Source organism: Centipeda infelix ATCC 43532, assembly GCF_000234095.1.
Taxonomy (GTDB): Bacteria; Bacillota; Negativicutes; order Selenomonadales; family Selenomonadaceae; genus Centipeda; species Centipeda infelix.
The window spans coordinates 62,908-89,016 of record NZ_JH376800.1 but is presented as its reverse complement, the minus strand read 5'-3'; the positions used below and the strand labels follow the sequence as shown (position 1 = coordinate 89,016).

General features: G+C 57.5%; 23 protein-coding genes. 5 read left to right on the top strand and 18 right to left on the bottom strand.

Annotated features, from left to right (window positions below; translation table 11 throughout):
• Positions 1–6: 6 nt before the first annotated feature.
• From HMPREF9334_RS09260 to HMPREF9334_RS09225, 8 genes are all read right to left on the bottom strand, one after another.
• A complete protein-coding gene (locus tag HMPREF9334_RS09260) occupies positions 7–1,317 on the bottom strand; it encodes a hypothetical protein (RefSeq protein WP_006693210.1) in 1,311 nt (436 codons plus the stop codon).
• The gene (locus HMPREF9334_RS09255; protein ID WP_006693209.1) at positions 1,317–3,236 is read right to left on the bottom strand and encodes a BamA/OMP85 family outer membrane protein; all 1,920 of its coding nucleotides are present in this window, start codon (positions 3,234–3,236) and stop codon (positions 1,317–1,319) included. The genes HMPREF9334_RS09260 and HMPREF9334_RS09255 overlap by 1 nt, the downstream gene beginning before the upstream one ends.
• A 71-nt stretch (positions 3,237–3,307) precedes the next feature.
• A complete protein-coding gene (locus HMPREF9334_RS09250; protein ID WP_006693208.1) occupies positions 3,308–3,877 on the bottom strand; it encodes a hypothetical protein in 570 nt (189 codons plus the stop codon).
• 80 nt (positions 3,878–3,957) lie between these two features.
• Entirely contained in the window at positions 3,958–4,587 is a 630-nt protein-coding gene (locus tag HMPREF9334_RS09245) for a sigma-70 family RNA polymerase sigma factor (RefSeq protein WP_006693207.1), read from the bottom strand.
• A gap of 179 nt (positions 4,588–4,766) precedes the next feature.
• A complete protein-coding gene (locus HMPREF9334_RS09240; RefSeq protein ID WP_006693206.1) occupies positions 4,767–9,092 on the bottom strand; it encodes a translocation/assembly module TamB domain-containing protein in 4,326 nt (1,441 codons plus the stop codon).
• Between the two features lie 9 nt (positions 9,093–9,101).
• Positions 9,102–10,622, bottom strand: a complete 1,521-nt coding sequence (locus HMPREF9334_RS09235; protein WP_006693205.1) for a TolC family protein — start codon at positions 10,620–10,622, stop codon at positions 9,102–9,104.
• Positions 10,623–10,814: 192 nt separating this feature from the next.
• Positions 10,815–12,899, bottom strand: coding sequence for a flagellar hook-basal body complex protein (locus HMPREF9334_RS09230; RefSeq protein WP_006693204.1), 2,085 nt, complete (start codon positions 12,897–12,899; stop codon positions 10,815–10,817).
• 25 nt (positions 12,900–12,924) lie between these two features.
• A complete protein-coding gene (locus tag HMPREF9334_RS09225) occupies positions 12,925–13,299 on the bottom strand; it encodes a TIGR02530 family flagellar biosynthesis protein (RefSeq protein WP_039957493.1) in 375 nt (124 codons plus the stop codon).
• A 164-nt stretch (positions 13,300–13,463) separates the two neighbouring features.
• On the opposite strand from HMPREF9334_RS09225, the gene HMPREF9334_RS09220 reads away from it, so the two are divergent.
• From HMPREF9334_RS09220 to HMPREF9334_RS09205, 4 genes are all read left to right on the top strand, one after another.
• Entirely contained in the window at positions 13,464–13,658 is a 195-nt protein-coding gene (locus HMPREF9334_RS09220) for a ribbon-helix-helix protein, CopG family (protein WP_006693202.1), read from the top strand.
• 82 nt (positions 13,659–13,740) lie between these two features.
• Positions 13,741–14,520 (top strand): enoyl-CoA hydratase/isomerase family protein, encoded by a 780-nt coding sequence (locus HMPREF9334_RS09215; RefSeq protein WP_006693201.1) that lies wholly within the window; start codon positions 13,741–13,743, stop codon positions 14,518–14,520.
• Between the two features lie 106 nt (positions 14,521–14,626).
• Positions 14,627–14,815, top strand: coding sequence for a type II toxin-antitoxin system HicA family toxin (locus HMPREF9334_RS09210; protein ID WP_006693200.1), 189 nt, complete (start codon positions 14,627–14,629; stop codon positions 14,813–14,815).
• 12 nt (positions 14,816–14,827) lie between these two features.
• Complete coding sequence (locus HMPREF9334_RS09205; protein WP_006693199.1) at positions 14,828–15,223, top strand: type II toxin-antitoxin system HicB family antitoxin; 396 nt, start codon at positions 14,828–14,830, stop codon at positions 15,221–15,223.
• A gap of 59 nt (positions 15,224–15,282) precedes the next feature.
• On the opposite strand, the gene HMPREF9334_RS09200 is transcribed toward HMPREF9334_RS09205, so the two are convergent.
• The 7 genes from HMPREF9334_RS09200 to serS are packed head-to-tail and all read right to left on the bottom strand — an operon-like array spanning position 15,283 to position 21,276.
• Positions 15,283–16,563 carry an MlaD family protein gene (locus tag HMPREF9334_RS09200; protein WP_006693198.1) on the bottom strand — a complete coding sequence of 427 codons (1,281 nt, stop codon included), beginning with the start codon at positions 16,561–16,563 and terminating at the stop codon, positions 15,283–15,285.
• The gene (locus tag HMPREF9334_RS09195; RefSeq protein WP_006693197.1) at positions 16,560–17,306 is read right to left on the bottom strand and encodes an ABC transporter ATP-binding protein; all 747 of its coding nucleotides are present in this window, start codon (positions 17,304–17,306) and stop codon (positions 16,560–16,562) included. Before HMPREF9334_RS09195 ends, HMPREF9334_RS09200 begins: the two co-directional genes overlap by 4 nt.
• Before the next feature lie 9 nt (positions 17,307–17,315).
• Positions 17,316–18,083 (bottom strand): MlaE family ABC transporter permease, encoded by a 768-nt coding sequence (locus HMPREF9334_RS09190; protein WP_006693196.1) that lies wholly within the window; start codon positions 18,081–18,083, stop codon positions 17,316–17,318.
• A gap of 47 nt (positions 18,084–18,130) precedes the next feature.
• Positions 18,131–18,814 (bottom strand): ribonuclease HI, encoded by a 684-nt coding sequence (gene rnhA / locus HMPREF9334_RS09185; RefSeq protein ID WP_006693195.1) that lies wholly within the window; start codon positions 18,812–18,814, stop codon positions 18,131–18,133.
• Between the two features lie 10 nt (positions 18,815–18,824).
• Positions 18,825–19,448: an acyloxyacyl hydrolase gene (locus HMPREF9334_RS09180; RefSeq protein WP_039957491.1), complete on the bottom strand. Its 624-nt coding sequence runs from the start codon at positions 19,446–19,448 to the stop codon at positions 18,825–18,827.
• Between the two features lie 5 nt (positions 19,449–19,453).
• Complete coding sequence (locus HMPREF9334_RS09175; RefSeq protein WP_006693193.1) at positions 19,454–20,008, bottom strand: UbiX family flavin prenyltransferase; 555 nt, start codon at positions 20,006–20,008, stop codon at positions 19,454–19,456.
• A complete protein-coding gene (gene serS / locus HMPREF9334_RS09170; RefSeq protein ID WP_006693192.1) occupies positions 20,005–21,276 on the bottom strand; it encodes a serine--tRNA ligase in 1,272 nt (423 codons plus the stop codon). The genes HMPREF9334_RS09175 and serS overlap by 4 nt, the downstream gene beginning before the upstream one ends.
• Before the next feature lie 134 nt (positions 21,277–21,410).
• Here serS and mutY point away from each other — a divergent pair, with 134 nt between their 5' ends.
• Positions 21,411–22,517: an A/G-specific adenine glycosylase gene (mutY, locus tag HMPREF9334_RS09165; protein WP_006693191.1), complete on the top strand. Its 1,107-nt coding sequence runs from the start codon at positions 21,411–21,413 to the stop codon at positions 22,515–22,517.
• Between the two features lie 209 nt (positions 22,518–22,726).
• Here the strand turns inward: mutY and hutW are convergent, their stop codons facing one another.
• The 3 genes from hutW to HMPREF9334_RS09150 form a co-directional block, all read right to left on the bottom strand.
• Entirely contained in the window at positions 22,727–24,379 is a 1,653-nt protein-coding gene (gene hutW, locus HMPREF9334_RS09160; protein WP_006693190.1) for a heme anaerobic degradation radical SAM methyltransferase ChuW/HutW, read from the bottom strand.
• Positions 24,376–24,876, bottom strand: a complete 501-nt coding sequence (locus tag HMPREF9334_RS09155; RefSeq protein WP_006693189.1) for a flavodoxin family protein — start codon at positions 24,874–24,876, stop codon at positions 24,376–24,378. Before HMPREF9334_RS09155 ends, hutW begins: the two co-directional genes overlap by 4 nt.
• A gap of 362 nt (positions 24,877–25,238) precedes the next feature.
• The gene (locus HMPREF9334_RS09150) at positions 25,239–26,108 is read right to left on the bottom strand and encodes a DUF134 domain-containing protein (protein WP_006693188.1); all 870 of its coding nucleotides are present in this window, start codon (positions 26,106–26,108) and stop codon (positions 25,239–25,241) included.
• Between the last annotated feature and the right edge of the window lies 1 nt (position 26,109).

The window sequence follows — 26,109 nt, the reverse complement described above, 5'->3', positions numbered from 1 at the left end:
TCACCCCTAGAAATTTCCAATCAGCCGCAGCCACGTATCATGACCATCGACCAGCCCGGCGATGCTGAGGAAATCATGCAGCTTGTACCGCAGCTCCCACTCGTACGCATCCGTATCCGTCCAATGTTCATAGCGCAGATGCCAGCGTGGATGCAGCGCATAGCTGCCCGCAAGCGAGAACCGTGCATCGCTCAGATCATAGCGCAGCTCTCCCGTCAGATGCGGCAGGAGGGTGCGTGCATAGCCCACACGCCAGTCCAGCTGCACATCCTCGGGTGCTGCATCCGTCTCCACATAGAGCTCGTCACGCGCACCCAACATCTGTCCCGCGTGCAGGCGCACATTCAGATCGCGCCGCGCATCGTCCCGATGCTTTGCCGTGCGCCCGATATCGAGCCATCCGGTCAGGCGCAGCCGATAACGGCTCGTATCCGTGCGGCTCATGACCGCCATCTGCTCTGCCGGGGTAATCGTCACACGCGAGACGAGATGGAGACGACGAAAATCGCTCCGCGCATCGAGCGTCTTCGCGAGCTGCTGCTCGAACGAGGTGCGGTGACGTGCAACAAAGGCGACGGGGACACCAACAAGGCGGTTCACCGCAGTCTCCATCGCCGGGCGGCGCGTGAGCAGCGTGACATTCGGAATCGTGTCCGAACGCATCGAGAGATCGACCGTCCGCACAACGGGCAGACGCGGATAGACAGTCAGACGCACCCGCGCCGCCCGATCCACGTCGAGATCATAGTCGGCACGGAACTCCGGCAAATGCGCGTCCATATATGCGGTTAGCCGCTGCTTGAGCGCACCCGCCGCCCAGTCCGTCGCCGCAAGGGGCAGACCTACGAGTGCCTCCGAAAAGACCTCATGGACTCCTGCGAGATCGCTCTGCACAAGAGCCTCCACCTCAGACGGCATCCCCTCGACCGCTGTCTCGACAGCGACACTTTGGATCGTATCTGCCCACGGTGCAAGGTGGATCTCCACCTCCGTGTGCACCGCAGGTCGTACAAGCGTCTCCGTCACCGTATAGCCGACAAGCAGGCGGTCAAAGACCGCACCGATAATCTCCGCCTCCTCTGCCGCAGAGATCGCCGCCACCGCACGTCCCTCCATACGTTCCGCCGCAATTGCCGCAACCGTGCGTTCCATACGGGCACGCACAATGGATGGAACGGTTTTGTCACCTATGACAATCGCCGCAGTCTCCTCCACGCGGGAGGACGCTGCGGCGTATGCGGGGGCAGAAAGCCCCCATCCTGCAAATACGAGAAGAACGAGCGCCCACAAACGCAAAGGCAGGCAGACCGATCTCATCAGAACGTGCCGCCGACGCGGAAATGCACGCGGCCACCCTGCGAACCGCGCCCGTAGTCAAGACGCAGCGGACCGATCGGCGTGTTGAGCCCGAGTCCGATGCCGACGCTCCCGTGCATCTTCTCCGGCATGAAGCCATCACTCCACGCTCCGCCGTAATCCGTAAAGAGTGCACCCGTTACCTTCGATACAATCGGGAATCGGTACTCAAGCGAGGCGAGTGCCATACGCGTCCCACGGAACTGATCCTCGCGGTAGCCACGGATCGTATCCTGGCCGCCCATGCGGAACTGACTGTACTCAGAGATGGATCCATGACTGACCCCGTACTGCCCACGCAGAACAAACACCTGCGAGCGCCCCGCCTTCAGATAGTGAGCATCGCCGAGAATGACCTTCTGGTAATTAAAGTCGCCGCCAAGCCCTGCGAACTCTGCCGAGATCGATGCACGTGCACCCGTTGTCGTCTCATAGATATTGTCGCGTGTATCCGTCACATGCTCAAGTGTAATGCTGCGCGTCGTGCCGAAATTGCTGCTGAGCCATGCCGTATTGCCGCTGCGGTTGCCGGCATTGCCCGTCTCCGTATGCTTGACATATTTGTCCTTGCGGTTGCGGAGCGTGACGAAGTTCGTCGAATACTCGCTCATGGGACGGCTCAGTGTAAACTCACCGCCCGAGTACTTCCGCATGAACGACTCCTTGTGGTTGCCATTTTCATCGTAGTCATCATATTCATACGTACGGTTGTAGACACGCAGCGTGCCCGCCGTCTCCTTCTTGTCGAGCCATGGGCGGCGGTACATGAACGTATAGCCGCGTGCATCCGTATCATCGCCGCTGATCTCGTAGCTGAGGCTGATGGTGTCGCCCATTCCACGGAAGTTCGTGTCGCTGACGCTCACCATGCCGACCATACCGTCGGCGCTCGAGTAGCCCGCACCGATACCGAACGAACCCGTGCGCTTCTCCTTGACATCAATCTCCATGACGACCGCGTTCGGCTCGATACCGGGATTCATCTTGACATTGACATCCTCGAAGAAGCCGAGGTTGTAAACGCGCTGCATACTGCGCCGCGCGAGGTTCGCATTGAACGGCTCACCCGTCTTCTGGCGCATCTCGCGCAGGATAACATGATCCTTCGTCTTCTTGTTGCCCTTGACCTTGTAGCCCTCAAGAACGCCCTCGCTGATCTTGATCGTAAGTGTACCGTCCTGCGCAATGTTCAGATCCGTAATCTTCGCGAGAATATAACCGTCTGCACGGTACTTTTCCTGAATCGCCTGCACATTCTCCTGTAAGGTGCGTGCATTCAGCAGTTCACCGTTCTTCACGGTGATAAGCCCCATCAGCGTTTCCGTCGTCTCGACCGTATTCCCCTCGACCTTTACTTCCTTGAGCACAGGATTCTCAAGCACATGATACGTCAGCACAACGCCCTCGGGCACCTGCTCGAACGTCGGATAAAGATCGTAGAAATAGCCTGTCGCATAGATCGCATCACGATCCTTCACAAGCCCTTCCTCCGAGACCGCATCACCAACATGCATCGCCAGTGCCGCGCGTGCTGTCGGCTCGGTTGCCGCCGATGCACCGGTGAAATTGATCTCCACAATGGTCTTGCCGACCTGCGCCGCGAGATACTTGGAGATCTCATCCTCCGCCGGACGCTTCGCCGCCCATGCTGCGGCACGCTCATCAGAGCTCGATGCAGCCGGCGATGTCGTCAGGGTCGGCGCATTGGCAACGGGTGCATCCACATTCATGTGCGTGGCAGACGAGGCCGTGTCACTCAGCACGGGAGCCCCTTCCGCCGTACTCTCTGCAGCAGCAAAGCCATGCGGTAAAGCAGCTGCGGATACGCCCACGCCAAGGGCGATAGCGAGCGTTAGTCTCTGGTATTTCTTGCTGTTCAAGGGCGAAACCTCCTAGATATGCGCCGTGAGCGGCGCTATTTCAATCCACCGTACATTGCGGGGACAGATTGCTACTCTCTCAGAATCTTACCGCCGACCTGCATGAGCCGCTGCATATCGGCATTCGGCATACGGGGTTGTACAGACGGCGCGGACACAGCCGCCTCCGTGCGCGTCGGAACAGTACCCACGGTGGGCACCTCCGTATCCTCCCGCATAGGGTTCTCTGCGGGAATCTGCTGCATCGGCTCCTGCTGCAGAGCGGACTCTTCCGGCAGCGTCGCCGCTGCGTCCGCCTTCTCAACGACCGGCGGCGGACCCGCCTCTGCAGATGGAGACAGCGTCTGCTCCACCCCAGCCGATACGACTGGTGACACGGCAACCTCCTCGGCAGGGTGGGACATCCACATCATCCACGCGAGAATCGCCGCCCCAGCCGCGATCGGGGGGAGAAGCCGTCCCGCCCATCGGCGCACGCGTGCGCGGCGATCTGCTGCGAGACGTGCAAGCTCCGCACGCGCAAGCATGAGCTTCAGATCCCCTGCGAGATCATCCTCGCCCGCGAGCGCAACCTCCGCCCCTGTGAGCCAATCACGCGCCGCGCGAATCGACTTCGCACGTTCCCTGCGGTCTGCGTCCATCGCCGTTCCCCCTTCCCGAGATTATACTACACTCCATAGGACAGATTCAAGAACTCAAAGTTAAAACATGGTACTAAACATTAGTTCCAATGCTGCATAAAGCGCGAAAGCATTCCGCGCACACGGCGAATACCGCTCTGCTGCAGACGATAGATATGCGCGGGGGTCACACCAAGTGCGTCCGCCATCGTCTGCGCATGTGCACCACCAATGGTCACTCCCTCGAGCACGAGACGCTCCCGCGCGGGCAGACGCTCCATCGCAGCACCGAGCACACCGACGAGGGCGTGATGCTCCGCAACCTCTGCAACCGAGGGGCATTCATCGACAAGCAGCTCCTTCGCCGTCTCTGCCGCATCCGTCTGTGCCTCCAAACAGGGCAGATCCACCTGACCCTCGCGCCGCAGGAAGTTCAAAATGCGTCCCCGTACACGATGTACGGCATAGAGGCTGAACGCAACATTGCGTGTTGGATTATAGCGCTCCGCCGCCTCAATCAGACCGATCGTCCCCTCCTGCACCGCGTCCATCACAGAGGACAGGCTGCGGTAAGGCATGACCTCGCGGAAGACCAGCGGCTGATACGCCTCGATGAGCCGACGCCGTGCCGTCTCGTCTCCCGTTTCCTTGTAGGCGCACCAGAGTTCCCGCTCCTCCGCCGGCGTGAGTTTCTGCACGGCGGACAGCTTTTTTACATAGTCCGAAAACATAGGCACACCTCCTTTTTTAGGAATCACTGATAAATTCAGCCACGCCATCTTAGCGCATCTTTTTTGCCCGCACTGTGCCCGCGATCCTCCACATAGCTTTGGCTATGCGTCCGGTTTTCCTCCTTGTTCGGACGAAAAAATCTACGCCAATCTGAGGGTCTATTTTATCAGCGATTTCTTTAGAATCTGATTCGCGCCTCGATACTAAAGAGCTGATCTGCGCCCTCACGATCATACGAGATGCCGAACTTATCGCTGAAATCATACTGAATCCCGTAGCGATGCTTGTCCGATGCCGCACCAAGCCCCTGCACATAGCGCACGAGCACGCGGTCGCCGAAGTATTTGCCCACTTCGATGTTGTACGCATCTTCATTCTTCTTGACCGCTTCGTCGTCCTTCATCTCAAAGAGTGCACCGCTCCCGCTCGAAAGGCGGAGCACATCGAGATGAAGGAAGTCCTTGAGCGAATCCTCCACCTCGGAGAGAATACTCATCTGAAGTCCGATCGAGAGCACATCTGCCGCCGTAATGCCGCCCTCGCCACTCCGATAGGCACTGCGCAGCGTCAGCATACGGATGATCTCCTCCTGCGACATCTCAGGGCTTGACCAGAGACGGAAATCCATGTGATCGAGCGGACCGTTCGCCGAGAGATAGACGCGCGTGTGGGTCAGGCGTGCCTCTGCGAGAAACGCGATCTCCGGCAGGAACGACTCCGGCTGGTTGAACGTTGCCGTCCCCTCGCGGATCTTGAACACCGTCCGGAGATAGCTCACCGTATCGCCGCGCCGCACGCCGATCATGCCCGTTGTATGCGGATGATGCGTCGTCCCGCCGAAATGCACATATCCCGACGGATGGATATCATAGATCCCGGAGCTGAAGAAATGCACATGACGATCCACCGTCACCCCCACATCGAGGATGACGTGCGGCAATTCATCACTCGTATCGGGAATCGACGGAATGGAGACGAGAGCGCGGTCGATGTTGATCGTGCCCGCGAGCTTTGGCAGCTTCTCCCCCCAGTATTCCCCCTCCGTCAGATGCAGCGAGCCGCTGATCGGACCGTCAAAGAACGATGTCTTAACTGCAAGATCATTCATGACAAAGGTAAAATCATACGCCGTCGGCTCGATTCCGTTAAGCCCCATGCGCCCCGTCAGCATATAGCTGCCCGCGCCCATGTGTCCTGTGCATTCGCGCACGATGACACTGTCGCCGCGGGCATCGACCCGCAGCTCCATATCCGTCAGCGGATTCTCAAGCAACTTGAACTTCAGTGCACCGCTCGTAACGCGCAGCGAGCCGTCGAGGCGCGGGGCGGCAAGCGTCCCATGCAGCTTCAGACTGCCCTCCGTCCGTCCGAGCGCCCACTCCACCTGCTCGGAGAACACAGGCAGGAGGGAAAGATCAGCGTTATCAAGTGCAATCGTCAGGTTGATCTCGTCATAGGCGGTCACAAGCTCACTGCGCTCCGCCGTGAGCGCACGCAGCGGGATCTCCCCATGCGCACTCGCCGTGTAGGCAATGCCGTCGATATACTTCGTCACAGCGAGATTATTCAGATGGATGACGGCATGGCGCAGCTTCGCCTCTCCCGTCAGTTCATCAAACGATGCGCCGCGTGCACCGCCGTTTTTCGCCGTAATCTTCAGATCCGCCTCCGGCTGCTGCGTGTAACCGCCGATGTGCAGCGTCAACGAGGTCGTTCCCGTCACCGCTTCCGCGACACCGCCAAAGCGCGTAAAGATCCCGAGCGCAATATCCGTCGCTGTGACATCCACATCTGCAGTCCCGTCGAAGTCCATCGTTCCAACGGCAGAGAACGAGCCGTCCCCCTGCGTGCCCGAGAGCTTCCGAACCGTCAGCACGCGATCCGCGAGCGTAACATCGAGCGCAACATCACTGATGGGATAGGAGGCAAGGGTTCCCTCCGCAATCTCGCCCGTCAGAGAGATCGACGGATTGTCGAGTGTACCGCCCAGACGCACCGCACTCGTGATCTGCCCCGTGAGACGATCCTCCTTCTGATTTGCGAGCGCGAGGAGCGCCTGCACATCCATCCGCTCGATCTGCATCTGTCCGCTGATCGCACGCGTCGCCGTATCATAGTGGAGACGCGCCGTCACAGAGCCGTCCTCCCCCTGACGAAAGCCTGTCTCATCCAGCTCGATAATACCGTTCTCATAGTGGGCAAAACTGTGGATCCCGCGCAGCTCCACCCCATTCATCGTAATTGCATCCGCCTTCAGTTCTCCACGGAAGATCGGACGGGAGATCGTCCCTCCGACCTTTCCGTTGAAGACACCATGCCCCGAGACCTCGTACGGGAGCTTGTGCTCGAACCGCTTCATGTCAAGGTCGCGCACCTCTGCGTCAAAGTCGAGCAGGCCAAGCGTATTGATCGTCCCGTTCAGGACCATGTCAACCATCGGTGAGTAGATGTGGAACACCTGCACACGGATGATGCCGTTATCGAGGAAGTAGTCGCCGTCCATACCCGAGAGAATCGCGCCCGCGTAGCTGCCGCGATAGAAGTGAACATAGCCCACCGCATGCGGATTATCGAGCGTCCCCGTAAACTTAATGATATTATCGATATTGCCCGTAATCGGCTGATCGGGTGCGACGAGTGCCGCCACATCCTCCATCCGCGCGCCGATGGTATCAATCTGCAGGTCAATGCGCCGCTCGCCCGTAAAACCGATGGTGCCGTTCACGAGCCAGACCTCGCGCCCGCCGCGCTCCATCGAGAAATCGTGGATGCCGATGCCCGAGAGCGAGCCCTCCGCGCGGAACAGCAGGCTGTCAAACGGCTGATACAGGAGATCGCCGTTCGTTGCCGAGACCTGCATCTCCACCTGCGGATCATGGATATCCCCGTGCACCACTCCACTAAAATCCGACAGTCCCGAGAAGCTGAGGCGATCGTCCAAACCGTTCAGCAGCGAGAGATCGGCATGACTGCCGTAGAACCGCAGATCGAGCGCAGAGCCGCCCGTGATCGTTCCTTCAACACCGAGCCCTGTATCATTCGGGAGATGCAGACTGAGAAAGTCGATCGTCACATTGTTTTCGCGTACGCTAAAGGATGCACTCGCGCGCTCCACGGGAATATTACGATAACTTCCGTCTGTGACCTCTGCGCTGCCATAGACGGTGGGCGCATCCGTGCCCTGACCGTCGATCCCAAGATCGGCATGCAGTGCACCGTCGAGCTCCTCGGGCACAGAGGCAGAGAGTGTACGCAGCTGTGCGAGCCGTACGCCGTCCGCCGTCAGATGCGCCGTATAGGAATGTGCGCGCGTATCGTAGATACCGCTGCCCGCAACCGTGCCGCCGAACACTGCAGCCGTCAGCTGTTCCACCGCGAGCACACCGTCCGCATAGGAGACATCCGCCACCACATTTTGGAACGTGACATCATTCACCGCCCCCGCAGCAGCCGTCAGCCGCCCTGCAGCCATCGGTGCGGCGAGCGTCCCCGTCACATGCACATCCGCAGTCACGCCGCCCGTATAGGCACTGTCCGTGCACACACGATCCACCGCAAAATCTGCCGCCGTCACGTGAAGATCCAAATAGGGTTCGTCCGCATCCAGACGAATCGTCCCATCGACGCGAGCACGCTGCTCCTCCGCCTCCGCCGTCGCCGCAAGAAACACTTCCCGCTCATTGAAACGCAGAGCCGCACTCTCCAGCTGCACCCTCGTCCCGTAGACATCCGCCGCACCGCGCACACCGTCCACATGTCCGTCGAACGTCGCCACGCCGTCCACGCGCCGCATCTCCATGTGCACACGATCCGCGTGAAGCGTCTCCACGTGGATCTCCTCCGGCAGACTGCTCTCCGGCAGATATTTGAGCAGCGGCATCCCATCCGTATCCGAAGCGCTCAGATCGAGTTCCTGCGTTCCACCGACATACGCACCGCGCACGCGCAGGGGAACGCCCGAAAGAGCCCCTGTGAGATCGTAGGACACATCGCTGCGGTCGATATCCACCGTCCCCGTGATCGCACTCAGATCGTAGGAACGCCCATCGACATCGACATTCGCCGTCGCATCCGCAAGGCGGATACGCCCCTCGAACGAGCTTGGCTTGCCATCATCCACACCAATATCGTCATAGTTCCACGAACCGTCCGCTCGCCGCACGACATCCACATGTGCGCCCGTGAGCAGGATCTCGTCAATCGAGGTTTCCGGTGTCGAAAGCAACGAAAGCAGACGAAGCGTCACCCGCGCCTCATCGGCACGGAGCACAGCCTCCGCCTGCTTATCATAGATCACAACATCATCGAGTGCCAGTTCATGCAGAGAACGGATCTCCACTGCACCGATGTGCACAGCTGTCCCCAGCTTCTCCGCCAAGAGACTCTCTGCCATCCGCCCCGCCTCAGCCATGAACGACTGGGCGCGTACCATGTGGATGAGAACTGCTGCGCAGATAAGGATTGCGGCAGCTGCCGCAATCCCGACATACGCCTTCCGTCTCATAGAAACCTCTTATTTGTTCATCTCCGCCTCATAGACAGCGTTTGCCGCTGTCACACGTGCCGCAGCAGCCGTCGCGGCATCCTGCGGCGCACGCGCGGGAACGGGGCGCACCTCGCTTCCCTTCGGCGTCTCAAAAAGTGCACCGTCATGCAGCTGTGCCGCTGCACGCGCAGCGGGAGCATGCTGCCCCTCCTCCTCCGCCGCACGGTAACGCACCGCGTCAAGATCGACGGGAACGCCCATCGCATTGTCAAGGGAAGCCTTGCTCGTATTGTAGGTATAGAGTGCGGTCGAGTAGTTCATGCGTGCCGTCGTCAGATTGTCCGACGCACGCATCACCTCAAGGTTCGTCCCCACGCCTGCATTGTAGCGGACGCGGGCAATGTTATAGTCCTCTTCCGCCCGTTTAACCGCAGTCTCCGTCGTCTTGATATTCTGCTCCGCTGCCCGCAGATTCAGATATGCCGTATGGACATCGAGACGGATCTGCTCGTCCGCTGCTGCGAGAGCTTCCTCCGCCTTGTGGAGCGTCGCTTTCGCCGCATCCACCTGCGCCGCCGTCACCCCGCTATCGAAGATATTCCATGACGCACTCAGCCCTGCGGCCCACGTATCGCTGCTCGTGTGGTCGTCCTGAAAGGGGCGCTCGCCTGCGATCGAGCGCGTCGCAGACGCGTTCACCGTCGGATGATAGCCCGCCTTTGCCGTACGCACGCCCTCCTCTGCCCGCTTGACCGCATAGACCGCAGCCGCACCGTCCGCACGGTAGAGCAGCCCGTAGTCCGTGCAGTCATCGAGCGAGAGATCATAGTTCGTATAGCGCAGCTCATCGTTGATCGTGAGCATCGTATCCGTCGGCATACCGATCACATTGTTCAGCGTCGCCACAGCGACCTCATAGTTATTCTTCGCCGTCGTCAGATTCTGCTGCGCATTCGCCAGCTCCACCTCCGAGGCAAGCACATCCGCACGCGCCACCGTACCAACGCGGAACTGTGCGTTTACATCTGCGAGATGCGTCTGCAGCGTCGCCACCGTATCCTCACGCACCTTCACCAGATTGCGCGCTTGGAGAATGTTAAAGTAGTCCACCGTCGCCGTCAGGCGAATCGACTGCTTCGTCTGCTCAAGCGCGAAATCCGCCGCATTGAGCCCGTAACGCGCCGCCTTGCGCTGTGCATTCAGTGCAGCATTGTAGACGGGCATCGAGACCGTGCCCGTATTGCCGTAGTTGTATTTGACCCCCGAGCCCTTGTACGCCTCGCCCCCAACGCGGTTCGCCGAGGTCTGCCACGTCAGCGTCGGCCCCATCGTACGATTCGCCTGCGCGAGTGAAGCGTGCGCCGCATCTACATCCGTAAGTGCCTGCTTGATCGTGCGGTTATTTTCAAGTGCCATCTGCACCGAGCGCGAAAGATCAATCTGCACCGTCTCTGCGGATGCCGTTCCTGTGAAAATACCGACCGCCGCCGAAAGAGCAAGAGCCCTCAGCAAACGCTTGGGAAAACGTCCCCTATTTTTCAAAACCATTTCCTCCTCATCCGTAACGGATGCACCCGAACGGTGGGCTGCTCCGGAAAAGTCAACACAATAACCCCGTATTGACAGGTTCTCTCATTTTATCAGTTTGTGCAATTTTTTTCAAATAAATTTATTGTTAGGTACAGAAAAGAGCCGCCCCTAAGGACGGCCCTTTCCAAAATCATATGCGATTCTGCTTCCTTACCGCTTCATATTGATGAGTGTCTCAAGCATCTCATCACCGACGGTGATAGTCTTCGAGTTTGCCTGGAATCCACGCTGTGTGACGATCATATCCGAGAACTGATCGGCAATGTCGACGTTGGACATCTCAAGTGCTGACGGTGTGATTGTGCAGCCGAGGTCAGCTGCTGTTTTGATATTTGCTGCACCGGAGTTATTCGACTGCTGGAAGAAGTTGCCGCCGGCACGCGTAAGCCCAGATGCATTGTTGAACTGGGCGATTGCAAGCTGTGCCTCCGCCTTGATCTTACCATTCGAATACACACCCGTGATTGTTCCCGAATTGTCTATCGTGACATTCTTCAGAACACCCTCGGCATTGCCGTCCGTCTCGGCCCTAATCGTGCTGCTGCCGCTGTACTGTGTGAGTGCGCCGAGGCTGACCGTGACTTTGTGCGTTTTCGGCTCCTCCTCGCCCTCGCGCTTATAGGTCATAGTAACGGTCGCATCGCCACTGACATAGCGCCCTGTCTGATCGAATTTCAGTTTCGTCTTCGTGAGGGTCGCTGTGACCTCCATCCCGTTCTTTTCCTTGTAGGTATAGGTATCACTGCCGCCGAGGCTCATATCCCACTCATTCGCGCCCGTCTTGCGGAATGTGAGCGGGACACTGTGTGCACCACCGAGGCTGTCATAGACGGTAAACGTTGTCACCGAAGGTGGATAGTACATTCCGCCGACCTTGTACTCACCGTTGACTGCGCCCGTAAAGACCTGCCCATCCTTCATGGTGAGAGTAACTTCTGTCGGTTGTTTTGATTTTCGAGTAACCGATTGAATCGTCCCCTCACTGCCATTAACGCGCCCCTTATAGATATAACGCTGATTCTTCTCCGTAACTGTGAAGGGAGCCCCCGTCGTTGCTTCATTTGCATCCAGCACCGTACCATCACTATATGTATTGGGCGTATGGATTTTCGCTCCAGCGTCAGCTTCTATTTTTTTCTTCACCAGTGAAAAGTTCACCGTCTGTCCATCCGCATATGTAAAATCCTTAGGGTTTGGAACAGTGATTTTCACGTTCGTAAACGTTTGTCCGCCAATCGTTGCCGTAGCAAGCGTCAATTCTGTTGCTCCCGGGTTTGAGCCTGAGGCTTTTACCCCTGCCGGTGCTATCGTTCCAGAAATTGTAGATACATCACCGATTGCATGCGTTCCAGTTGTATGTGTGACAGAAATGGGATTCCCCGAGCTGTTGGTAATCCCATAAACAGAGGATTTATCGCCCTCATAGGTCACTTTGACATTCGCCCCATTGGCCTCAACAGAGGTAACTGTCGACGAAAACAGCGCTTTCCCCTTCACAGGTGTACCCGTGAGTGTAACAGTATCTGTTGTCTTAAATGGATAATCTGCAACACCATCTTCCAGCGGAATCGGTTTCGTCGTGCCTGTCATGCCAAGAGACATCTCGCCAACCGAACTCTCTGTATATGTTCCGAGAGACTTCTGCGTCCCATCCTTATATTTCGCAACAATGCTTGCAATCTCATAGCCTTTCGTATCCGCATTGAGATTATTCAGGTAGCTTGCCGCCGTAGTCATCTGGGGCTGCATACTCTTGCCCGCCTTGATGGTGATATTTCCAGGCTGCTCCGTCGTCACCAGTTCGCCGTTCTCGCGCGCCATCCACCCCTGCACAAATGAGCCGTTGCCGGACATGACATAGTTGCCGTCCGCATCGAATTCAAACGCACCACTGCGCGTGTAGTAAGTACCGTTATTGTTCTTGACTGTGAAGAGCCCGTTGCCCGCGAGCGCGACATCGGTATTCTTGCCCGTTCCCTGCACGCTCGCATCGCCAAAGATTGTGTCGATGGAAGCGACATTCGCACCAAGGCCAATCTGTTTCGGGTTGATACCGCCCAAATTTCCCTGCGGTGCAGATGCTCCCGCCGTCGTTTGATAAAGTGTATCGGCAAAGGTCACACGGCTTGCCTTGTAGCCAACCGTATTGACATTTGAGATGTTGTGACCAACGACATCCATGCGGGTCTGGTGTCCCTTCAGTCCCGAAACACCTGAAAACAACGAACGCATCATAGTTGCATCTCTCCCTTACTCATTCCTATAAAATTGCAGCACTGTCGATGTTGGTAAAGATATTTTCCTTGGCACTCGCCTCATCGAGCGCGGTGATAACGGTGCGGTTCTTGACCGAGACGACCATCGCGAGCCCTCGGCTCATATAGACGAGGGCATCACGCACGCCCTTTGCCGCCATGCGGTCGATAGCATCATCAAGGCGCGTCAGGTCGTCTGCCGTGAGACGAACACCGCGCTGCTCAATGCGCGTCTTTGCGTGCGAGGAAAATCGTGTGCGGCTGCCCGCCGCATCGAGCACCTCTTGGAAAACATGGTTGGGTAGAGACGTTCCCTGTCCCCTGCCGACGCGTGCGCTTCCCTGCTCGGCGCCCCCTTGTACAGCAGGATGTATCTCCATCATTTCACCTTTCACTTTATAACATATTTTATAACACATTTTTACACACACTATATCGTACATTTTATATAACAACTTAAACATTTAACACAAACTTATGTAATATGACAGATAATATATAAGGTTTTTCTGTTCATACATACACTATAAAAGAGGTGATAGATATGAACACAAAACTGATGATAACCAAAAGAAAACGCGGAGAGGACGGGCATAAAATCCTATCCATCCGCGTTCGGGAAGATATTATCAATCGACTGGATGCTCTTGCCGACGAGACGGGACGCTCGCGCAACGAGCTCATCGGACTACTGCTTGACTTTGCCATCGACAACAGCGAGGTGGTAGCTGAGAAGTAATTTTACTTGTATTACAGTACGGTATACGCTATTCTATAGAAAGACGTAATTTTTTGAAAACTCGCGTATAAGGAGGTCTCCCATGGAAAAACATATTAACCTGAATATCGAGGACGGCATTGCGACGATCACGATCGACCGCCCTTCCTCGAACAATGCGTTGAATGCGCCGATGTTCCGCGATCTGATCAGCACGGTGGAGCACTGCGACGCAGACGATGCGGTGAAGGTTCTCATCATTACGGGCGCGGGCAAGAATTTCTCCGCCGGTGGTGATATCAAGGAGATGGCATCGTTCGACTTCATCAGCTATGATCTCTCCATTCTGACGGGACAGGCATCGCTCTCTCTTCGCAAGTGCTCGAAGCCCGTGATCGCAATGGTGAACGGTGCTGCCGCAGGTGCGGGCTGCGGGATTGCGCTCGGTGCGGACTTCCGCATCATGACGGAGGAGAGCTGTCTGCTTACGGCGTTCTCGAACGTCGCACTTCCCGGTGATACGGGCTGCATCTATCATTTGAAGCAGATCGTCGGACTTGCCAAGACGATTGAGCTGATGGCGCTGAGTGCACCCGTCTACGGCGAGGAGGCACTGCGTCTCGGTCTTGCGACACGGGTTGCCTCCGACGGAAAGCTCGCAGAGGAAACGCATGCCTTTGCTGCGAAGCTGCTGCGCCGCCCGCTCGGCGCACTCGTAATGCAAAAGCAACTCTACTATGAGGTGTTCTACCACGACTACATGGCGTACAGCCGTCTCGAGGCGGAGAATCTCGCAAAGGCAGGGAAATCTGCCGATCACCGTGAGGCGGTGACGGCGTTCCTTGAGGGACGAAAGCCTGTATTTAATCAAAACGAACATTGAAATAGCAGAATCCCCCGTGCCAAATGACACGGGGGATTCTGCTATAATAAATAAAGCATCTTGTAAAAATATATACGAATATATATAATAGATATGAGGTGAGCATATGACAACAGCGGAACTGCTTCGTCTTTTGAAAAAGAATGGCTGCACCTTGGTGCGAAATGGGGGCAATCATGATATCTATTTCAGCCCCATTACGGGCAATCAATTCCCTGTTGGCCGCCACGCCAAAGAAGAAATTCCAAACGGTACACTGCAAAACATCCTCAAACGTGCCGGACTGAAAAAATAGGAGGTACTTCCCATGAAATATGTATATCCCGCACTCTTTGTGGTGGAGGACGACGGTATCATCGTCACATTCCCCGATCTGGATGACACCTTTACAGATGGTGCAACGATGCAGGAGGCATTCGAGAATGCCGAGGATGTATTGAATTTGATGCTCTGGAACCGCGAGGAGGAAAAGGAGGAGATCCCCCCCCCATCACTGCCGGAGCAAATCACTGTACCGCAGGGTGCGACCCTTGCAATGATAAAAGCCGACACACTTACCTATCGCAAGATTCACGACACAAAGACCATTCGTCGCAGCATCACGATCCCGAGTTGGCTCGATACACTCGCACGCGAGCGCAATATCAACTTCTCGCAGTTGATGCAAAATGCCATCCGCAGGGAGTGCGGCATCGGAGGATAATACCCCAACATAAAACGCCGTCTGTCCTTTTGAGACAGACTGCGTTTGTGTTGCTAAAATCAAAACTCCTGCCGTACCCCTGTATAGAACGCACGGTGTTTGCTGTCGTTCACATCGTTCCACTCGCCGAAGAGGTAGGTGCTGTCCTTCAGCTGATACTGCGCACGCAGCCGCAGGGTAAAGTCATTCGGATCGTAGGCATCAGCGGAGAATTTGAATTTCTCACCCGCATACGCATCCACGCCGACCCCCGCTGCACCCGCGACAACCCCCGCACGTGCTCCGAAGGCTGTGCCGCGCTTGCCGACTTGTGCATTAAACTTATCGCCTCCGCCGATGTCATCCACACCAAATGTCGCGTACATTCCCTGCTTCTCGCCGACATCAAGGTTGAAGTTTGTGCGCCAGTCATCCGACTTGCCGCTGTACATCACATCCACCTTCGGCGTGACCTTGACGTTCTGCAGCCGCCCCATGAGCCCGCCGGCCTTGTCTGTCATGGTGCGTGCATTGTGAATGAGGGCACGCGCGTCCTCCTGTGTCTGCTTGTCCCCCGCGACCGCCTCAATGCCCTCGGCGATGCGCAGGATGCGCTCAGAGGAGGCGGTGATGTTTTCAAGTGTCTTTCTGAGATTTTCCGCTGTCTGCGGATCTGCGCCGACGGTCTCAAGATTCGCCATGATGCGCTCGACGCTCGCCGTGGTCTGTGCAAGATTCGACGACATTGCGTTCATATTTGCGAGCATGGCATGCAAGTCGCCGCGATTCTCGTTCGCCATCTGCTCCAGGGTCGCTGTCAGACCGTCGAGGTGGGCGGTCATCTGCTCCATGTTGACAATGAGCTGCACCATCGAGCTCTGAAAGCCTGGTGCACCGACAATGTTGTTGATGGAGGTGAGCATTGCCTCGACTTGAATAATCATCTTGTTCAGCTCGGTGAACATCGTGTCCATGCCCATCTCGTTCTCGCCGTAAAGGTAGTCTCCATTCGCATAAAAATCGACATTGGACGAAGGTGTGATGATGACGAATTTATCCCCCATGATGCCCGGCTGCCCGATGGTAATGGACGAACCGCGTGGGATCTTCACACCGTCCTGAATCCGCATAGAGACAGTGACACCCGTGCCGTCGCTGACGATCTCCTCGACCTGCCCGATGGGAACGCCCGCAAGGAGTACCTGCGCCTCGGGGTTGAGCCCGACGGCGCGACCAAATCCCGCGTAGAGCATATAGTCCTGACTGCCGCCAAACCGCAGGCCGCCAAAGAACATGACGACAGCGACGAGGAGTGCCGCTCCCCCGAGTGTAAATGCTCCGACTTTTGCCTCTGCGCTCATGCTCCAACCTCCCTGCGATGGTGCAGCGTACGAAAGAATGCCTGTACGCGCTCATCCTTGATATCCTGAAATCGCTCCGCCGTATCGACGGCGATGAGCTGCCCGTCGTAAATCATGGCGATGCGGTCGGCAATCCGGCTCGCACTCGCCATGTCGTGTGTGACGACAATCGAGGTCACGTCGAGTTTTCGCTGCATATCAATAATCAGTTCGTCAATCTTTGCCGTCATGATGGGATCCAGTCCCGAGCTCGGCTCATCGTAGAAGATGATCTCGGGATCGGTCGCAATCGTACGCGCAAGTCCCACGCGTTTTTTCATGCCGCCCGAGAGCTCCTGCGGCATCATCGCTGCCGCGTCGGGCAGTCCGACAAGCGCAAGTTTCTCCGCAACGATGCGCTGAATCTCCGACTCACTCTTATCCGTGTGCTCACGCAGCCCGAACGCGACGTTCTCCCCGACGTTCATGGAGTCAAAGAGCGCGGAGTACTGGAATACCATGCCCATGCGCAGACGCACGCGATCGAGTGCGTCCTCATTCATCGCAGTGATGTTGTCGTCACCGAGGTAGATCTCGCCCGAGGTAGGGCGATCCAGTCCGATCATCAGGCGCAGGAGGGTGGACTTTCCGGAGCCCGAGCCGCCAATGATGGCGATGGTCTCGCCCTTTTCGATGGTGAGGCTGATCCCCTTGAGTGCTTCCTTGTCCCCGAAACACTTTTTGACGTTGTTCAGTCGTATCATAGCGTGTCCTCAGAACAAGAAGAATGTCAAGACGGCGTTCAGAATAAAAATGACAATGATCGAGGTGACAACGGTCTGCATGGTCGCCTTGCCGACCCCCTCTGCGCCGCTTGGCGCGTTCAGTCCGTAGTGGCAGCCGAGGACGGCGATAACATTGCCGAAGAAGATTGCCTTGATAAGTCCGCCCGTCATATCGTAGATCTCTGCAAACTGTGTGATGGAGTGTGTAAAGGTGTAGGGTGAGATGCCCGAATAATGCACGGCAGTAAGGTAGCCGCCGAGAACGCCGATCACGTCGCCGAATACGGTGAGGACGGGCACGACGATCATGCACGCGAGCATACGCGGCACGATGAGGTAGTTCACGGGGCTAACCGCCATGACGCGCAGTGCGTCGATCTGCTCCGTGACCTTCATCGTGGAGACCTCCGCCGTGATCGCCGCGCCCACGCGCCCCGCACAGACAACACCGACGAGGACGGGACCGAGCTCGCGCCCGATGCCGATGGCGATGACCGCGCCGATGGTGCTCTGCGCTCCATAGCGGATGAACTCGTGCGCGATTTGGAGGGTCAGCACAATGCCTGTGAAAAGAAGTGTCAGCCCGACAATGAGGAGAGAGTCCACGCCAAGGTGCGCCATCTGATAGACAATGCTCCGCACGCGCAGACGCTGTGTGACCTGCCGCGCAGTCTCGGCGTAGAGGAGGGTGATGCGTCCGATGTTCGCGAGGTGTGTGAGGACAAAGCGTCCCACCGCCTCGAAGATGCGCTGCATGGATTCCCTCCTTTCGTGTCGCGACAACTCCACATACGATCTATAACTCAACGAGAAAATCTCTCCGCCTCACTCCGCGCGAGCTCATCACAGCGTTCGTTGCGCGGATTGCCCGCATGCCCCTTGACCCAGTGGAACTGCACACGCCGTGCGGCAAACGCCGCGTCGAGCGGCATCCAGAGATCTTGATTGAGCACGGGTTCGCCGTCCGCCTTCTTCCACCCGCGCTTCTTCCACGCGGGCAGCCAGAACTTCGTGAACGCATTCTTGAGATACTGACTGTCGGTATAGAGTGCGATGCGTGCGCCCGCAGGAACAGCATTCATCGCCTCAAGTGCCGCCGTCAGCTCCATGCGGTTGTTCGTCGTCTCAGGGTCGCCGCCGCTGTACTCTCTGACCTCGCCCGTTGCGACCGTCTCAATGACAGCAGCCCAGCCACCCGCGCCGCCGGGATTACGAAGACACGAACCGTCCGTGTGGATGATATAGTCCGCATCAACGGGTTCTTCGACGGTCGGCGCGGACGATTTTTTCGCCGCTGTACCGCTCTTTGCAGCACGCGGCGCAGATGAATCCGACGCACCAGCCAGCCAGTCACGCGCTTCTGCTTCGGTCATAAACCCCTTATACACTGCGCCCTGAAAGCCCTGCACCTGTGCCGAGCACTCTGCCCATACGGTGAAGATGCCCGTTTTGCGTCCACGCTTCACGGCGTAAAATTTCTTTGCCACAGTACGGCCTTTAGTACGTGTATCGATAGCCGATCGAGAGCCCGATGCCGTTGTAGCCGGGGTTCTTCGTCCGCTGTCCGTTCGACACATGATGCCCCAGATAGGCAACACTCAGAGCGCTCTTCTCATTGAACTTGTACGTCACACGCGGCCCGATCCGCCACATGAAGCCGTAGTTGCGCGTGTGTGCAGGGTGCACGTCGTTGTAGACGATAACGCCCCCCGTTGCGTCAAACGAAGCCTCCCATTTCGAGCCGAGCGGCTTCGTCCAACGAACCATGTACGCGGGGCCCACACCGACGGCGGACGAGTCGAGGCGCACGTCGGGCGTGTCCTTTTCCGCCCACGAGCCGACGGCACGCGAGACGGTCAGCCCCCAGTGGAGCGACATCCCGTGCATCTCCTTGTACTGGCGGAAAACGTGCAGGTTGTAGAGATCAATGTAACGACGCTCGCCACGATGCTCCAGATAGTCCATCTGGATCTCCGCCTTTTTGTCCTGCGCCGAGGAATCTCCCATGTGCATCTGCATCGCATGCCCGTCCGCCTCTGCGGGCGCAGCCGCTGCCGTCCCCGCCGCACCTAGCGCGAGCACAGCCGCAAGTACCGTCACTTTCGCTTTGAAAAAAGTCATATCCGTCACCTCCAACGTGTAAAGAGCTCCGCCTCGATGCCGAGACGGTCGAGGATCTTGCCCACCATCATATTCACGAGATCATCGAGCGTCTCGGGGCGATGATAAAAGCCGGGCGCAGCAGGCATGATGATCGCCCCTGCACGTGCGAGCCGCAGCAGGTTCTCAAGATGAATCTCATGCATGGGTGTCTCGCGCGGCACGAGAAGCAGCCGCCGCCCCTCCTTGAGCGTCACATCCGCCGCACGCGTTAAGAGATCGTCCGTCACGCCGTGGGCGATTGCACCCGCCGTCTTCATCGAGCAGGGCAGGACGACCATCGCATCCATGCGGAACGAGCCGCTTGCAATTGCCGCGCCCACGTCCGTATTCGGGTAGAGAACATCGACGCGCAGCGAAAGCTCCTCCATCGTCATGCCGCACTCGTAGTCCAGCACGCGCTGTCCGCTGTCCGTCACGACAGCGTGCACCTCGATGCCCTGTTCCCGCAGAACATCAATCAGTCGAACGGCGTATACACTGCCGCTTGCGCCCGTGATGCCGACAACAATCTTTTTCATCGAATGACCGTAACGCCGCCCATATACGGCACGAGCGCCTTCGGCACAATAACAGAACCGTCCGCCTGCTGATAGTTCTCGAGAATCGCCGCCACCGTGCGGCCAACTGCAACGCCCGAACCGTTCAGCGTGTGGAGGAAGGCGGGCTTTGCCCCGCGCTCGGGACGATACTTGATGTTCGCGCGGCGTGCCTGATAATCCGTACAGTTCGAGCAGGACGAGATCTCGCGGTATTTGTCCTGCGCGGGCATCCAGACCTCGATATCGTAGGTCTTCGCCGAGGTAAAGCTCATGTCGCCCGTGCAGAGCTGCACGACACGGTACGGCAGTTCGAGCGTCCTCAGCACATCCTCCGCCGCCTCCACCATCGTCTCAAGCTCGTCCCAACTCGTCTCAGGTGCGACAAATTTGATCAGCTCCACCTTGTTGAACTGGTGTTGACGGATCAGCCCACGCGTGTCGCGTCCCGCACTGCCTGCCTCCGCACGGAAGCATGCCGTATAGGAGGTATAGTACTCCGGCAGCTGCTCCGCATCCAGGATCTCGTCGCGGTGATAGTTCGTCGTCGGCACTTCCGCCGTCGGCACGAGGTAGTAGTCGAGCCCGTCGAGCTTGAACATATCCTCCGCGAACTTCGGCAGCTGCCCTGTCCCGACCATGCTTGCCTCGTTCACGATGTAGGGCGCAAGCATCTCCGTGTAGCCGTGCTTCTCCGCGTGGAGGTCCATCATGAAGTTGATGCACGCGCGTTCAAGCCGTGCCCCGAGCCCCTTGTAGAACGTGAAGCGCGCCCCCGTGACCTTCGCCGCACGCTCCGCATCAAGCACACCGAGCTTCTCGCCGATGTCCCAATGCGCTTGCGGTTCGAAATCAAATGTACGAGGCGTGCCCCAACGGCGCACCTCGGGATTCTCTGTATCGTCCTTTCCGATTGGGACGTCCGCCTTCGGCATATTCGGAATCTGGAGCAGCAGCTCACGCAGGTTTTGCTCGACCGTGCGCAGCTCCTCATCGAGCGCCGTAATCTCATCGCCAAGCGCACGCATCTCAGCGACCACATCATCCGCGCTCTCGCCCGCCTTCTTGCGTACGCCGATCTCCTTCGATACGGCATTGCGCCGTGCCTTCTTCTCCTCCACGTCCTGCAAGATCGCACGCCGACGTTCATCCAGTGCCGCAAACGGCGAAAGATCGAGCGCGCTGCAGCGGTTTTTCAGCATCTCCTGCACCGCCGACAGATTCTCGCGCACAAATTTCATATCCAACATCAGAAATCACTCCATCATATAGTTTGTTATCTGCTATCATAGTACAAAGGGCGCACTTTGTAAAGAAAAGCCCACATCTTCATCCCTGTTTCACACAGGTATAGTAAAATCAACGCGAAAAGGAGAGCACTCTAATGAAAATTTTACCATGGACGGGCGACTCCATCTTTCCCGCCCTCTGCAATACGCTGCTTGCTTGGCGCAAATCCGCACCCGACACACGCGATCTACCGTGGCGCGACGAACCGACGCCCTATCACGTCTGGATCTCGGAGATCATGCTCCAACAGACACGCGCCGCCGTCGTCCGCAGCTACTATCTGCGCTTTCTCGAAGCCCTGCCGAGCGTCCGCGCCCTCGCCGCCGTGGACGACGACGCACTCATGAAACTCTGGCAGGGGCTCGGCTACTACAGCCGCGCCCGCAACCTCAAACGTGCGGCACAGGCAATCGTGACAGAGCACGGCGGCGACCTGCCGCGCGACTTCGACGAGCTGCTCGCCCTCCCCGGCATCGGACGCTATACGGCAAGCGCGATTGCTTCATTCGCCTATGGACAGCCGCGCCCCGCCGTCGACGGCAACTTCCTGCGCATCGCCGCACGCATCACGGCGAACTCCATCGACATTGCAAAGGACACATCAAAGCGTGCGCTTGAGGCGGCGCTCGCCCCCTCCTATCCCACGGGACGCGACGCAGGACTTCTCAACGAGGCATTCATGGATCTCGGTGCGACCGTCTGTCTGCCGAACGGAGTGCCGCTCTGCCATGCGTGCCCCGCCGCGCAGCTCTGTCTCGCTCATGATCGCGGCACGGAGCAGGACTATCCCGTCAAGACGGCACTCAAGGCGCGCCGCAAAGAACGGCGCACCGTCCTCCTCCTCTCCTGCGGTGAGAAAATCGCCATACGAAAAAGACCCGCGCGTGGTCTCCTCGCAGGTCTTTGGGAATATCCGAATCTCGAAGGAAAGCTGTCGCAACGTGCTGTCCGCGCCCTCCTCGAATCAGAGGGCTTCGATGTGCGCGACATTGTGCCGCTCCCGTCTGCACGTCACATCTTCTCGCATATTGAGTGGGAGCTGACGGGCTGGGCGGTCACGGTCGCCGACACGAACGAACCGCCGCTCATGGCCGCCGAGGACAGAACAGATGCGCCAGCTTCCCTCCTCTGGGTGCGCCGTGCAGAGCTTGCCGATACGTACAGCATCCCTACGGCATTCGGATACTTTACGCCGCAATGAAAAATCCCCGCCAATGTGCGGGGATTTTTCATTGCAGATATTACGGCTGAAAGATCAGTGTCTTTTCAAACCAGAGTTTGATATCCTAACAATAAAGACATTCATTGTCAATGCTGTGTAAAAATTTAAACTAAAACAGGTGCTGTCGCCTCTCATTTATGCAACAAACAACACCTGTTTTAGCTCATGGGGTCTTTCTATATGTTATATTACACAGCTTTTTCAAGGTCACGCGACTGCGTGCGCATGACCGTATTGAGATCGAGGGCGGAACGGTCTGCAGTACGCTCCTTCTCCCGTTCCTTTTCGATGAGATTCCGCAGCATTTGCATATGCGGATGGTTCTCGAGCTCGGGGGTCGGCTTACCCGAGAGTGCCGCCGCCATCTGCGGGGGCATCCCGTCGGGGAACATCGCCTCGAGCATGGAGCGCACAGACTTCGGAATCATGTCCTGCAGGGCGACATTCTCCTGACGAAGCTTCACCTCATCCTCCTGCGTGAGCGCATACGCCTCGAGGAAGGCCTGGATGAGGTTGTCGTGCCAGAACTCACCTGCAAGCGTCAAACGGAATCCCGTCGCCGTACGCGTAACGAGACCATTCTCCGCCCATGCGACAAGAAGCGGCTCGAGTTCGGTGAGGAGATTGACACCGTACTTCTTCTCGAAGAACGGTGCGTACAGGTAGCCGTGCTCGATCTGATCGCCGATCTCGCTGTGCATACGATGCTCATCCGCCTGCTCGCCCATGAACTGGAACGGCTTCGTGCCCTCCTCCACCATCTTCTCATAGGGTGCAAGCGCACCGTGGTTGCGCCACATCATCTGACCGATGAAGCCGCCCGCTCCCGAGCCGAACGCGAGAACGTCATTGCCGCGCTTGGCGAGCGTGTTGTAGAGGCTCCGCTCGCGGTGGTCCGTCGTCCAATGCGTCGTGTCGATGCGGCGCGCCATCGGATACTCCGCGACAATCTCAAGCCCGCGCTTGAAATACTCCGCCTGTTCCTCCGTTGTCGGGAGCATCGGCAGATCCCCCGCATCGATGCGGCGTGCGAGCTCGCTGCCCGGGAAGACGTTGAGCTGATAGAGATCGCCGCCCGCAATGCCGAGCTCGAACTGCGTACGCACGTCGTTCTCCCAGATCTCCATCGACTGATAGGGCAGCCCATAGATGAGGTCTGCAATGACGACCGCGCCCTGCTTTTCCACCATGCGGCGCAGCGTCTCAATCACCGTCTCGCGGTCATCGATGCGTCCGATCGACTGACGGACGCGCGTGTCAAAGGACTGCACGCCAAGCGAAAACCGATTGATGCCCGCGCGCATCGCAGCCTCTACCTTGCTCTCGCTGAGATCGTGAATGCGTCCCTCAAGCGTGATCTCGCAATCACTCGTCAGCGGCAGACGCTCGCGCACCGTACGCACGAGCCGTGCGAGATCCGCATCACTGAGTGCCGTCGGTGTGCCGCCGCCGAAGAATACGGCTTGGAACGGCGCGCCCGTCACATACGGCGTATCCGCCGCCGCCTCGATCTCGTCGATGAGGACGTCGACATAGTGATGCACCGCCTCCTCACGCGTGAAATTCTGGAAGAAGCCGCAGTAGCTGCATTTCTTGTCACAGAACGGGATGTGGATGTAGACCGCACGCTCATCGGCAGGGTCGGGGGTCTGCGCCATCAGCTCCGCCCAGATCTGCGCCTGCTCCGCCTTGTCCCCGATCATGCGCTTGCCGCCCGCACCGGGATGCACGACACGCTTCTTCGTAAAGGCACAGCCGAGCGGGTTCTCCGACTTCGTGCCAAGCAGCCAGCCGCGTGCCTCCTCCGAGAGTGCTGCGAGTTTCGTCTCAAACGTATTCATGCCAATGCCTCCTTTGCCGCTGCAATGACCTGCGCGAAATCATTTTCATCCGGGTGACTTGCTGCCGCCGCATAGCGCACCGCATTCTCCTCAGTGAACGCATGCACATTGTCCTTCGGCATACTCTTGAACATCTCGATGAGCATCGGGTCAATCGCGCCCTGCACGAGAATCGCGCCCAGAATCTCATTGGACGGGTCAAAGAGTGCACGGATATTTTCGATGCACTTCGCACAGTGCTCCGAATCCGGCTCCGCGCCAAGCGTGCCATAGATGAAGACGCGCCGCCCGCGCAGACTCTCAATGTACTTCTTCGCCGCAGCATCCGCCGTCCCACGGTCAATCCATGTGCCGATGCAGAGCGTCGCACCCTCGGGCACTGCCGACGTATCCTTGACGCTGTGGCAGGATGCGTCGAGTGCCTCCGCCAGACGCTCCGCGACTTTTTTCGTATTCCCCGTACGCGAGGAGTAGATCACTGCAATATCGTTTCCCATAAGAATACTCTCCTATATATCAACGTGAATATCTTTGTTGTTTGATTCATGTATATAATATAACAGTCCTTTCAAAAAATCAAGAGGTTTTTACAAAAATCATAAACAATAATTATGAATCAAATTCACGTTTTCATTCATCCATAGGAATCTTATAGGTATACATATTCGTTCTCATCTATATTCTCAATTATATCAAGCTATTGAGAATATAGCTATTCATATTTTCTTCAGAAATCAATTCTAGTTTATTTTTGTATTTTATAACAGTATAGTTCATAATCATATTTTATATATAATTTTTAACTATGTTTATTCCAACAAAAAAACACCGCCGAAGCGGTGCTTTCCATTGTGTAAGCTCAGTGTGCGCCGTGTCCGCCATGAGGACCGTGTCCACCATGTCCGCCATGAGAGCCATGACCACCGTGAGGACCATGCCCTTTATGACCTTCGTGCCCCTCATGGCCCTCATGTGTGCCGTGTCCACAGCCGTGACCTTCATGCCCCTCATGACCGCAGCCATGCCCGTGTGCATGATCCTTGCCGTGCTGATGCTGGTGGCGGTGCGTGCACTTGCCCTCATCCGCGCTTCGCTCAAGCGTTCCCGCGAGATGCTGCTGCACGACCTCATCCGCGCTGCCCTTCACGCCGGATACGAGCGTAATGCCCGCCTCTGCAAGTGCCGTCTGTGCACCCGCGCCGATGCCGCCACAGATCACAACATCCGCTTTCGCGTTGTGGAGGAAGCTCGCGAGTGCGCCATGCCCCTCACCGACCGTGTCCACAACTTCCGAGGCCTGCACTGTACCGTCCTCGACATCATAGAACTTGAACTGTTTTGCTCTGCCGAAATGCTGCTCAATCTTCTCATTTTCATAAGGTACTGCGATTCTCATTGTATGCTCTCCTTTATCCTGAATCCCGAGGACTGTCGGATGTTCGATCCGGTATGCGCCGCCCGCAATGTGGATGCGCTTCCCACAGATGATTGCCTCCGCGAGCTTGTAGCGCGCCGCCTCGTAGATGCTCGTCACCGTCGCACGGGACACGCCCATCGCGGCGGCACATTCCTCCTGCGTCTGTCGCCCATAGTCGATCTGACGGATCGTCTCGAGCTCATCCAACTGGAGGATAACGGACTCCTCCGTCTCCTCTTCCGCATCCTCCGGCGCAAAACTCCAAAAATCCGGATAAGCGCCGATGCGTCGACATCTCTTTGGTCGCGGCATA